Source organism: Flavobacterium sp. AK-345 (genome assembly GCF_058310175.1).
Genome location: NZ_JBZEER010000015.1, coordinates 92171 through 104691 on the forward strand (window position 1 = coordinate 92171; position 12521 = coordinate 104691).

Annotated in this window: 8 protein-coding genes; 1 reads left to right on the forward strand and 7 read right to left on the reverse strand. The window is 35.7% G+C overall.

Annotated elements, in window-relative coordinates; all coding sequences use genetic code 11:
• Nucleotides 1-251 precede the first annotated feature (251 nt).
• Nucleotides 252-1640 carry a rhamnogalacturonan acetylesterase gene (locus AC4FQ3_RS20565; protein ID WP_491183103.1) on the forward strand — a complete coding sequence of 463 codons (1389 nt, stop codon included), beginning with the start codon at nucleotides 252-254 and terminating at the stop codon, nucleotides 1638-1640.
• 121 nt (nucleotides 1641-1761) lie between these two features.
• On the opposite strand, the gene AC4FQ3_RS20570 is transcribed toward AC4FQ3_RS20565, so the two are convergent.
• The 7 genes from AC4FQ3_RS20570 to AC4FQ3_RS20600 all read right to left on the reverse strand — a co-directional run bounded on the left by AC4FQ3_RS20570 (nucleotide 1762) and on the right by AC4FQ3_RS20600 (nucleotide 12487).
• Nucleotides 1762-1938 carry a histone H1 gene (locus tag AC4FQ3_RS20570; protein ID WP_042566514.1) on the reverse strand — a complete coding sequence of 59 codons (177 nt, stop codon included), beginning with the start codon at nucleotides 1936-1938 and terminating at the stop codon, nucleotides 1762-1764.
• Between the two features lie 287 nt (nucleotides 1939-2225).
• The gene (locus AC4FQ3_RS20575) at nucleotides 2226-3554 is read right to left on the reverse strand and encodes a rhamnogalacturonidase (RefSeq protein WP_491183104.1); all 1329 of its coding nucleotides are present in this window, start codon (nucleotides 3552-3554) and stop codon (nucleotides 2226-2228) included.
• Between the two features lie 39 nt (nucleotides 3555-3593).
• The gene (locus AC4FQ3_RS20580; protein WP_491183105.1) at nucleotides 3594-4877 is read right to left on the reverse strand and encodes a DUF4861 domain-containing protein; all 1284 of its coding nucleotides are present in this window, start codon (nucleotides 4875-4877) and stop codon (nucleotides 3594-3596) included.
• A gap of 46 nt (nucleotides 4878-4923) precedes the next feature.
• Complete coding sequence (locus AC4FQ3_RS20585) at nucleotides 4924-5994, reverse strand: glycoside hydrolase family protein (protein WP_491183106.1); 1071 nt, start codon at nucleotides 5992-5994, stop codon at nucleotides 4924-4926.
• 106 nt (nucleotides 5995-6100) lie between these two features.
• On the reverse strand, nucleotides 6101-7633 hold the full coding sequence (locus tag AC4FQ3_RS20590) for a sialate O-acetylesterase (RefSeq protein WP_491183107.1): 1533 nt from the start codon (nucleotides 7631-7633) through the stop codon (nucleotides 6101-6103).
• 168 nt (nucleotides 7634-7801) lie between these two features.
• Nucleotides 7802-9337, reverse strand: a complete 1536-nt coding sequence (locus AC4FQ3_RS20595; protein WP_491183108.1) for a RagB/SusD family nutrient uptake outer membrane protein — start codon at nucleotides 9335-9337, stop codon at nucleotides 7802-7804.
• 6 nt (nucleotides 9338-9343) lie between these two features.
• Complete coding sequence (locus AC4FQ3_RS20600; RefSeq protein ID WP_491183109.1) at nucleotides 9344-12487, reverse strand: SusC/RagA family TonB-linked outer membrane protein; 3144 nt, start codon at nucleotides 12485-12487, stop codon at nucleotides 9344-9346.
• Nucleotides 12488-12521 lie beyond the last annotated feature (34 nt).

Sequence of the window (12521 nt, forward strand, 5' to 3'; positions counted from 1 at the left end):
CAGGTTTCAGGTTTCAGGTTTCAGGTTTCAGGTTTCAGGTTTCAGGTTTCAGGTTTCAGGTTTCAGGTTTCAGGTTTACTTGGCTTTTTCAAAGTTTAAAAACTTTGAAAAAGCCAGAGCTTCACATTATCTAATTATCTAATTGACAAATTATCTCATTCATGAAATCAATTAAAATTTTTTCTGTCCTTTCTCTCGCTTTGTTACTTTTCAGTTTCTCAAAAAATCAAAACTCCAAACAAACTGTTTTTATGGTCGGAGATTCTACCGTAAAAAATGGCAAGGGTGACGGAGCGGGCGGACTTTGGGGCTGGGGAGATTATATTGGTCAGTTTTTGGACACTACAAAAGTTAGCGTAGAAAACCATGCCTTGGGCGGAACAAGCAGCAGAACTTTTCAGGATAAAGGTTTATGGACACCGGTTTTAAACAAATTAAAAAAAGGCGATTATGTTTTGATTCAGTTTGGACATAATGACGACGGACCAATAAATGATAGTCTTCGTGCACGCGGAACGATTAAAGGCATTGGAAATGAAACGCAGGAAATTGATAATATCCTGACCAAAAAACATGAAACCGTGCATACTTACGGCTGGTATATTCAGAAAATAGTTAACGAAGCAAAATCAAAAGGAGCGATTCCGATAATTTGTTCGCCAATTCCAAGAAACGATTGGAAAAACGGTAAAGTTCCACGCAACAATACTTCATACGGATTATGGGCAAAACAAATTGCCGAGAAAGAAAAAGTCACTTTTATTGATTTGAATAATAAAATGGCTTTGGAAATGGAAAAACTGGGTGAACCAAAAGTAACGGGAACTTATTTCTACAAAAAAGATCATACGCATACCTCGGCAAAAGGTGCTGTACTTTCGGCTTCTGTTATTATTAATGAATTAAGGGAAAGTAAAAATTCCCTGAAAAATTATATTTTGAAAGATCCAAAAATTGTTTTTCCTCCAAAGAAAAAAGTTTTCTTAATTGGAGATTCTACCATGGCAAATAATAACGATGAAAATGCTGTAGGCTGGGGCGTCACTTTTCCTACATTTTGCGATACCACCAGAATTGAAGTTATTAATAAAGCACGAGGCGGAAGAAGTACAAGAACTTTTGATCACGAAGGCCTTTGGAATGAGGTTAAAAACCAATTACAGTCCGGAAATTTTGTCTTAATTCAGTTTGGTCATAATGATGCGGGAGCTGTTGATAAGGAAAAATTCAGAGGTTCTTTAAAAGGAAATGGAAATGAAACTCAGGAAGTTGTTCTGCCGGACGGATCAAAAGAAATTGTTCATACTTTTGGCTGGTACATGGAGAAATTTATTCGCGAAGCCAAAGAAAAAGGTGCGGTTGTAATTGTATTAAGTCAAACTCCAAGAAACGAATGGCCCAACGATAAAGTTGAAAGACGAACAGAAACTTATGGAAAATGGTCGAAAGAAGCGGCTGATAAGGAAGGTGTTCTTTATATCGATTTAAATGAAATTGTAGCATTAAAATACGAAGCTTTAGGAAAAGAAAAAGTAAAAGCCTTTTTTCCAAAAGATCACACTCACACTGGTTTTGAGGGTGCAAAACTAAATGCACAAACCGTCGCAGAAAGCATTAAAAAGTTAGGTTATGAATTATGAGTTATGAATTATTTTATCACTAAACTAAAAACTCATAATTCATAACTAATAACTCATAATTAAAAAAGAAAACCTCGTTTAATTGCTTAAACGAGGTTTTATCTTTTTAGTTCAAAAAAGATTATTTTTTTGATTCTTCGATAGAAACTTTTCTGAATTCTTTTAAAAGTTTTTCAATTTCTAAAGTTGCTTTACGAGCTCTAGGTCCAGCAGCTTTAACTCCTTTTTCAGTTAATGATTCAGCCTCTGCTTTGAATGTGTCGATTTCGGCGTTGATTTTTACTAATAGATCTTTCATGCTTATACTTGTTAAATTAAGGCGCAAAAATAAAAGTTTGCTTGAAAGATAACGCAACTTTAGTGTTAAAATTATCACTCATTTTGTTCCGAAAGTTAATATTTGATTAACTAATCTTCTTCATCATTCATTATCAATTCATTACAAAAATAACTTTTTTGAGAAAATTTTATCCTTATCACTTAGTAATCACCGTATAATGGCAATTTTCAGACATTTTTTATAGTACAAATTATGCTCAAAAGTCAATACAACCGTAAACTCTTACATCTATGTGCTTCTTCAGCCTAATCAACTAATTGTTTGTTTACATAGACATTTTTAAATATTACGCCGCTTATTAAACTTTTGTCTATACTTGTTTTAACGCTTTCAATGTTTAAATTTTCGAACGTAAAATTGGATAAACGAACATTCGGATCATTTTCAACTCCGTAAAAAGTCTCACACTTTAAATCTATATTTTTTAAGGTGATATTGTCTCCGTATGAAAGCGGAATATCTTTTCGTCCTTTTAAATCAAAAAATTGTTTCCAGGCAAAAACGGCCAAACCTGTTTTTGCTTCTCCTTTAATATCTTCAACTCTTATGTACTCATAGCGCTGTGGTGTATCTGGGCGCATTTTAAGCCATAACATTCTTGATGCGCCGTCTATTTTACAATTGCGCATAATTACATTTCTGTTATGAATTGATTCGCTTCCGTTTGTCAAAGAAGAATGACAGAATCCGAAATTACAGTCTTCTATAATTATATTCGCATTTGGTCCGTTGTTTTTATCCTGATCTGCATACGGTCCTTTTCCTCCTTTTAAGGCAATCGCATCATCGTTAACCGACAGATAACAGCCTTTTACTAAAAAATTAGTGCAGATATCAATATCAATGGCATCTGTACTTGGTGCTTTTACGCCAACATGCGGTGAAAATATATACAAATCAAGCATTTTTACATTATTGCATTTGTAAAAATGATTTGTCCAAAAACCTGAATTAATGAGTTTTACATCTTGCAATTGTACATTGTTTGAATTCCATACAAAAACTAATCTTGGTCTTGAAACTTCAAGATTGGTGCATTTTGGGTTTTCTTTTCGTCTTTGCCAGAATGCTTCCCAATATTTTTTTCCGTTTCCGTTGATGGTTCCTTTTCCCGAAATCGAGAAATTATCAACTCCGTAAGCGTTTACCAAAGCCGGAAAATAATCCAGATTTTGTCCTTCCATTCTCGATGGCATTATCGGAAAATCAGCAATATTATCTGAGCCTTTTAAAACTCCTCCTTCTGAAACGTACAAAGCTGTTTTGGGTTTAAAAAATAAAGCTCCGCTTAAATAAACTCCTTTCGGAATTACAATTACACCTCCGCCATTTGCCGCGGCTTTATCAATTACTTTTTGAATTGCTGTGGTTTGAATTTTGGTGCTGTCTTTACTTACGTCAAAATCTGTGATGGCGTATTGCTTGCCTAAATCTTTTAGCTGCAGTTTAGTATTATCTTTAAACCAATTTGAAATTGTTGTTCCGTCCGGGAATTTATCGTTTGCGTAATTTTGGGATAATAACACTTGCGTGAAAGCGAGAATGGCGATTATTATCGTTAGGATTTTTTTCATTTTTTTGGTTAGTGTTAGTAGTTAGTTGTTTTTTTGTGGTTATTTCACCTCAACTTTAATTTTTGCTGAAAGCTGCTTCGCTACATCTGTAACATAGCTGGTAAAATAAGCTGAATCTTTAAAGTTTTTATCTGCACTTAATTCCCATGCGGCGATTGGGTAATAACTAATTTGCTGATTATTTTTTACGTTTAATTTTATTAGATATGAATCTGTTAATTGTCCAGTTTTTGGTGCTTCGATATATCCTTTATAAACATCTTTCGGAATAATTATGGCTGTACCTAAAATCCATTGGCGATCGTAGGTTAGTTTATCATGCTGTATAAAACACACAAAATCTCCTGAATCAATTACTTGCAATGGGTTTTTATTGTTTAAGTTAGAAAGCGTTATAAGCAACGTTTCGTTTCCTTTTAAACCATTTAAAGAAACAGTGTTTTTATATCCATACATTCCTGGCCAGATCGAAGAAGTTTCTTGTGCGTCGTAATTATTTCCGTCTATTTTCCAGTTGTGATAATTATAGCTTAAAAGGGAGTTTACCGGACCTTCGCTCACGATTTTGAAAGTTGTTTTTTCGATATTATTTACAGTGTCATTGGCGATAATTCCGAGTCTGTTGATTTTATCCTCTTTTAATAAAGCAAAACCACCTAATCCTGCCGAATTTCCAACGGGAAAAATATCTCTTCCCCAATCGTACATAACATGATAATTATCTTCAACGGCACCTTTGCTGTTAATTCCAACATCTTCAGGAGTTATTCCCGGTAATTTTTTTCCGAAAACATCTTTAGAATTTCTTCCGTCTAAATAATGCCTAAAGCCTACTTTGTCATTTTCCCAGGTTGGTCCGTCGGTTTGGTATTTTTGATATCCTAATTTTTTATGTATCTGATTTGCCATCAAAACTTCTTGTGTATCTGGATGAACCGGCATGTCTTTTCCTTCTCTTTTTCCAAAACGAACACTTGTTTTTATGGGGAATTTAGGATCTGTTTTCGCCCATTTTAGTTCTAGGGTTTTGCTTTCGTTTGGAGAAAAATCAGCAACTAAAAATAATTCATCCCATTTCCCGTCTCCATCAAGATCATTTACCTGCGCCGGAATTGTATCTTTTTTATAAATCAAAATTGGATATTGACCTGTTTCATCTTTAATAGAAAGCTGATTTCTTTTGATTGAAATTGCTTTTTGAGACAATTCTATTTTTGAAGAATTCTTTAAAACAATTTTGTTTCCGGCTGTTTTTTGTTGTGCGTTAGAGCTTGCAAAAACCAATGCCGTAAATGCTATTGGGAAATATAATTTAGTTTTCATTATTTATTTGTTTATGCTGTTTGTTTATCATAACAATTTAATCATTTTATACTATTCTAAAAATAAAAGCCGAAGCTGTTTCGTATTTCCCTCCCTGAGAAGCAGTAAATAAATAGGTTGCTTTGCCATTTTGAAACAATAATTGCGGACGTTCTACGCGGCCATATCGGTTTAAATGTTTGGGTGCTTCGGGCTGTTTTATGTATTTATCCAGTGGCTGATAGGCTATTGAAGGATCGCTCCAGTGTATGCCATCGTCAGAATCCATATAAAGTCCGTGATCGATGCCGAAAACGCCCATATCTCTAGCCAACATTTTAAATTTCTTATTTTCGTACCATACAAAAGCATCTTCGCATTGCTGGTTATTTCCTAGTTTAGAAAAATCAATTAGCGGATTGTTTTCATATTTAATATAAGGACCTTCAAGGGTTTTTGAAATCGCCAACCCGTATTTTCTATTTCCTTTGATTTCAAATTTTGGATGCACATAATTTTCTGTATCCAATGATTTATAATACAGCCAATATTCGCCGTTTGGATGTTTTAAAAAGGATGGGTTTGTGGTTAAAAGATCGTCCCATTCTCCTTTTTCTCCCGGTAACAATAAAGGTTTATCGGGTCTTTTCCAAGGGCCATAAAGTGAATCTGAAGTTGCTAAACCAATGCGTTTGGTATCCATTTTTCCGTTAGAATTTCCCATAAAAAACAAGGCATATTTTCCGTCTACAAAATGGATACTTGGATTATGGCAGGTTGTGGCGTCCCAAAATCCTTCTCCTCGCGGTGCCAAAATGGTACTTATATATTCGTATGGCCCTTCGGGTTTATCGGCAACGGCATGTGCAATTTCTGAACTATTGATCCAGCCACTCATTCCTTTTGATTTTTTCCACCTCGAAAAAAACACATGGATTTTTCCATCCGGACCTTCAATCGGACTGTTGCACCAAACATAATAATCTTCAAATTCGAGTGCGCGTCCTACTGGTCGAAGCCTTTTTTCAAAATCTGAAAGTTTTGGATCTTCCGAAAAAATATTGCTTCTGACGGGAAATGGCAAACATAAAGCCATTAACGCGAGGGAATTTCCGATTATAAATTTTCTTCTGTTCATTTTTAGATTTCAGATTTTAGACTTTAGATTTTAGATTTATTACGCTGATTTGACAGATTAAGCAGATTTATATTAATCTTTTTAATCCTTTAATCTGTGGCTATATTTATTTTTTCTCAACTTTATCAACCCAATCATCTGTTCTGAAAGGCGATGCGGGCAGGTTTTCATTATTGAATAAATTGGGTTCGGGAACTGCTTTCCATGCAAAACGAACGGCTGCGGGATTTTTTACTTTTGATGAAGAAACTACAATTGTTTTTCCCTCAATTTTGGCGTCGGCGGGATAAAAAATTTGATTTTCTCCGGCAATTTCAAATTCTTTTAAACTTTCTCCTTCTTTCTTCAAACCCGAATCGGCATAATCAAAAAACAATTGAACTTTTTGTTTCTTGATTTTCATGTGATTGTAAATGGGTCCTGAATACACTAATTTGTTTTCGTTATAAGTTTTGCCCCGAGCCAATAAAGCAAGGCGATGCCCAACGGTTTGTTTATCTATTGGGTGAATGTTGTTTGCGTCGCCAACATCTGTGGTAACCACCATTCCGCTATTTGATATCGTTTTTAAAGAAAATAATTGTGCTTCTCGAATGTTGGGAGTTTGTCCTTTATGAGGTGTTATTTGTACATAATAAAAAGGGAAATCTCCTTGTTTCCAATCGTCTCGCCAGTTTTTTACCATTGCCGGAAATAAGGTTCGGTATAAATTTGCCTGACCGGAATTGCTTTCGCCCTGATACCAGATTACGCCTTTTATTGTGTAATTAATTAACGGGTATAACATGGCATTATAAAGCACATACGACGTTTTATTGGCTTCTTTTTTTGGCTTTTTTAATTCCAATTTTGGAGCATTTGCAGCGCTTGCCATTTGTTGGTTTATGGAAGCTAAATAATAGGCTTCGAGTTTTTCCTGATACAATTTTTCATTTTTAGCATCTTGCTGTAAAATCGGCAAAAAAGAGACATTTTTTTCCAACACATTTTGAGACGTCCAGGCTTCTGCTTTTGTTCCTCCCCATGAAGTTGAAATTAATCCGATTGGTACGTTTAGTTTTTGATACAATTCTCTTCCGAAAAAATAAGCCACGGCAGAAAATGTATTGATGCTTTCGGGCGAACATTGTTTCCAGGAACCAATTACATCATCAAGAGGTTTTGGTGAGGCATTGGTTAAAACCGTAAATAACCTGATATTGGGAAATAAGGCATTTTTAACTTCTTCCTGATAATTTTTAACTCCGGTTTTCCAGGTTCCTTCTTCTTTTCCCACAGGGAAATACATATTTGATTGTCCGGAACAAATCCAGACTTCGCCAATTAAAATATTGTTTAGTACAATTTTATTATTTGCGTTTATGGTAATTGTATATCCTTTTTCACTTCCGCCTGGTGTATCAACGGTTACTTTCCAATTTCCATCGGCGTTTGCTGTCGTTTCTATTGCCGTATCTGACCATCCTAACTGAATGTTTATTTTTTCGTTTGGAGATGCCCATCCCCATAAATTAACTTTTGCGTTTTGCTGTAAAACCATATTATCACTTACTAAAGCAGGTAGTTTGACCTGAGCTGTAAGGGAGAATTTTGCGCTAAATATCAATAAAAATAAAAGAAGCTTTTTTAAGTAAATCATTGGCATTGCGTTATTAAATCCTGAAGTTTAAATTTAAAATAATTAAACACAAAAAGCATCCTGTGCTTTCCTGTTTATTTAGTATTCGAAAAATGCAAAAAAGCTGTCAAAAGAGACAGCTTTTTTCAAAAAAAACAAAATATAAAAAAAATTGGGGGCAAAGTTTTTTTAGTCGTAACCAATATTCTGATCATAAAGTCCGGGAACGGCAAGTATTTCAGACAACGGAATTGGGTAAATCAACGCATTGTTATCTATTGTTCTTATTTTTCCATCTGTATCTTCAACTGCTTTCCAGGCATTCATTATTTCTACTGCTTTACCAGATCTGATTAAATCGAACCATCTGTTTCCTTCAGAGAAAAATTCTTTTCTTCTTTCTGCAAACAATTCATCTAAGGTAATATTTGCAGCATTTGCCGTTACACCTGCTCTTGTTCTAACCTGATTTACAATGGCATCAACATCGGCCTGCGAGCCTCCGCCACCGTGAAGCGTACATTCGGCCATCATCATTAATACATCTGTATAGCGAATTACCATAAAGTCTACACCCCAGTCTTCACGACCGTTTCCGTATCTTGTTGGATCAATATATTTTTTGAAAACGGGTAGTGTGTAACTTCCTTTGTATGTTCCTGAAGCTACTGTATAACTTGTTGCTATACCGAAAGTTTTTCTTTTATCGTTTGCTGCAAACATGTTTAAGAACTCGGTAGAAATTTCTTTGGCTTCCAATGATCCCTGTGCTGATAAATTGAAAGAAGCAAAATAAGGTTCATAGCCTAGTTCGACCATAAAATTACCTCCTACACTAAGCGGCAAACTTTGTGTGTACGGAATAGTTAAAACATTTTCTTTGTTTGCATTTCCTTCTACTTTAAAAATAGCATCATAATCTGCTCCAAACACGTATACACCACTTGTTTTTATATCATTTAATTGCTGATAGGCTTTATCCCATTCGTTTAAGCCTAGTGTGGCGCCGTCAATTCCGTAGGTTGGACTTGAGCGTGTCATGTAAACAAGGCCTAATAATGCTTTTGCTCCGTATTTAGAAACTCTTCCGTAGTTTGCGGCATCGTATGACGGAGGAAGATCAGGAATAGCCTGTTCAAGGTCTGATATTATAAAATCATAAACTTCTGTTACCGGAGTTCTTGGTATTTTGGCAGCTTCGGGAGCTGTCAATGTTCTTTCGATTAAAGGAACACGACCAAACCATCTGATTAAATCAAAATAACAAAATGCTCTTAAAAAACGGGCTTCGGCAGCCATTGCTGTTTTATCTGCAGGATTTGTAAAAATCTGATCTCCTTTTTCTGCAATTTTTTCCAGTAACTGATTTGCTTTATTGATCGCATTATAATTGCTTGTATACGCTTCTTTTATGTATGAATTTGAACTAATGTTGGTGTAAAAACTATTAATTCCTTCCCACTCTCTTGATGCGGTTGTAGTGGCATATAAATTATCGGATCTGGTTTCGCTTAAATTTAAAACCCTGTTGGCATAACCATAAGTTCCGGCACCATGAAAAGCTACAGAATAAGTTGCATTTCTGGCCTGAACGAAATCGCCCGGAGTAGCATAAAAATTCTCTATTGTTCCTTGAGACAAAGGCAACTGAGTCAATTCATCATTGCAAGAGGTAAAGGCAAATAATGCCAAAGCACTTGCAGCTAAATAAATATATTTTTTCATTTTCTTTTAATTAAAATTAATGTTAAGACCTAAAACAAGTGACTTTGCAAGAGGTGCTCCTCCATAATCTACCGGTACAGAAAAATCACTATTTGAACTTGCAGATGTATTTACGGCTTCCGGGTTGAAACCAACTTTGTACTTGTTCCAATTGAACCAGTTTTCTCCGGTGATATAAAGCCTTGCATTGTCGATTCTGCTAAAGCTTTTTACAGCTTCTCTTAAGTTAAAACCTATTGAAATACTTCTGATACTTACATAATCTGATTTATACATCCAGTCAGAGTTTGCCTGATATCCAAACGAAGTTCTCCAGTTTCCTCTTACGGCCGGGTCAACGTCTAGAGAATTTTCTACAGATCCCATTCCGGTACGGTCAATGGCTCTTCCTGTTAATCCGTAAACTGATCCTCCATTTTGTCCTTGTACCAAAATATTTAAATCAACATCTTTATATTTAAAAGTATTGGTGATTCCCCAAGTGTATTTTGGTGTTGGATTACCTAAATCTACACGATCTTCTGAGTTGATTTTTTTATCTCCGTTCTGGTCAATATATCTCGGATCTCCAAGAACTAGTTTGTTTCCTCCAATTGTAGTTCCGCCTCCATCGATATCAGCCTGTGTTACTACACCATTTTGCTGTAATCCGAAAATGGTATACATTGGTTTGCCAACTTCTAATTTTATAAACGGAACTCCTCCATCAAACGAATTACTGATTTCAATTTTAGACTGATCCGGACCTAAAGCCAGGACTTTATTTTCGTTATGGCTTATGTTTGCAGATGTTCTCCATTCGAAATTATTTGTTTTTACGTTTAAGGAGTTTATCTCAAATTCCCATCCCTGATTTTGTACTTCTCCAACATTGGTTAAATAACTTGTAAATCCGGTTGCTCCAACGATTGGAACTCTTAAAAGCAATTCGCTGTTGTTTTTTCTATATACTTCGAATGTTCCTGAAAGTCTGTTTTTTATAAATCCGAAATCTATACCTGCATCAACACTTCGTGATTCTTCCCAGTGTAAAGAAGGGTTAGCAATGGATGATGCGCCCTGACCAATTGCAGCTGCTCCGCCAATTGAATAATTATACGAGGCAAGTGTGGCATATGAAGCATAACTTCCAATATTATTACTTCCGTTAATACCTGTACTGGCTCTCAATTTTAAATCACTAAGCCAGTCAACTTCTTTTAAAAATTCTTCCTGTTTTACTCTCCAGCCTAATGAAAGTGAAGGAAATACTCCCCATTGTCTGTCTGATCCAAATTTTGAAGAACCATCACGTCTGATACTGGCCGAAATCAGGTATTTTTCTTTGTAATTGTATTGTAATCTGGCAAAATAAGAAAGTAATGTACTTTTTTCTGCATTTGTAGAACCTAATGATCCTGTTGGCAATGTTTCTACAGTAGAACTGTTGTAAAGCGCACCAGACGACAAGGTAGATCTCATGATTTCATAGGAACTAAATGACTGACCTAACAGCAAATTGAAATTATGGTTTCCAATAGACTGATCGTAGTTTAAAGTGTTTTCATTTACTAAATTTTGTCTTCTGTAGGTGTTGTATGCACCTCTAATACTTGCCTGAACATCATTTGGTGTATAACTTTCAGTGGTATTATCTGAATTATCAAAATTGATTGTGCTTTTAAAGGTTAAACCTTTTGCAAATTGATAACTGGCATAAGTAGAAATCAAAGTTCTGTACATGGAGTTTTTCCCTGTTCTTGCCAACGCATTTAGCATATTGGTTGTACTGCTTCCCCAGGCATATCTTGTGGTATATTTTTCTCCGGCAGCATTTGATGCACTTTCAAAAACAGGAGTTGCAGTAAGGGCTTTAAATAATGTATTGTCTTTACCTTCAACACCCGGATCATTTTTCACAGAATACGAAGGCGCTATATTGATTCCCATTTTAAAAGTATCTGATAGCTTAACATCAACGTTTGCTCTGGCAGAAAATAAAGTATAATCAGTACCTACGATATATCCGGTATTTTTTTGGTAATTGGCAGATACGTAATAATTTACGGCTTCTGTCGCTCCTGAAACAGACAATTGATAGTTGCTAAATTCTCCTGTGCGGAAAACTTTATCCTGCCAATCGATATAATCTAACCCAGGATGTCCCGGCATATCCCATCTGTCATCATACAAATAGGTGAAGTATCTTGAATTTGCAGTTGTAAGCGGAGCGGTTGGGTTTACTGCATTATAAGCCGCAATACGCTGCGCCGTGTTTTGACTCGCTGATGCACCTGCAATACCAGAACCAACCCATTGTGAATCGATCATAGTTTTGGCTCTGCCAATCCATTCTTCTGACGATAACATATCTACTCTGTTGGCTTCTTTATTAACCCCTCCGTAAGTGTTAAACGTAAATTTTGGTTTTCCTATTTTACCTCTTTTTGTGGTAATTAATACAACTCCGTTTGAGGCTCTTGATCCATAGATTGCTGCTGCTGCTGCATCTTTTAATACTTCGATCGAAGCCACATCATTTGGGTTCATATTATCGAGCGGACTACCGCTTGAAAAACCTCCGTTGCTGTTTGATCCTTCGGTATAAATTGGAAATCCATCTACCACATACAGCGGTTCGTTTCCTGCCGTAATAGAGCCTGCTCCACGAATTTCGATACTAAAAGGCTGTCCCGGCAAACCTGTAGTTTGCTTAACACGAACTCCGGCTACCTGCCCTACTAATCCCTGATCGATTCTTGAAATAGGTCTTTCGGTAAAATTCTCTGTTTTAATACCCGAAATCGCTCCGGTTGTTAATTTTTTCTTTTGAGTTCCGTATCCAATAACTACAACTTCATTTAAATTTGAACTTTCAGTATCTAAAACAATGTTGTAAGTATTTGAAGCTCCAATTTTTACTTCTTTCGTTACAAAACCTATGAAAGAAAAAACCAGCGTTTCTCCTTCTGAAACCTTAACACTGTATTTACCATCAAAATCGGTACTGGCCGCTCTTTTCGTACCTTTTACAAATACATTTGCTCCCGGAACCGAGAGTTTGGATGGATCTGTAACTGTTCCTGTAACCACTTTTTCTTGCGCATAACCCACAGAATGGAATAATCCAAACAGGGCTATAATCAGCAATAGATTAAAATTATTTTTCATAAAAAGTTTAATTTGGTTAATTAATTAGTTTAAC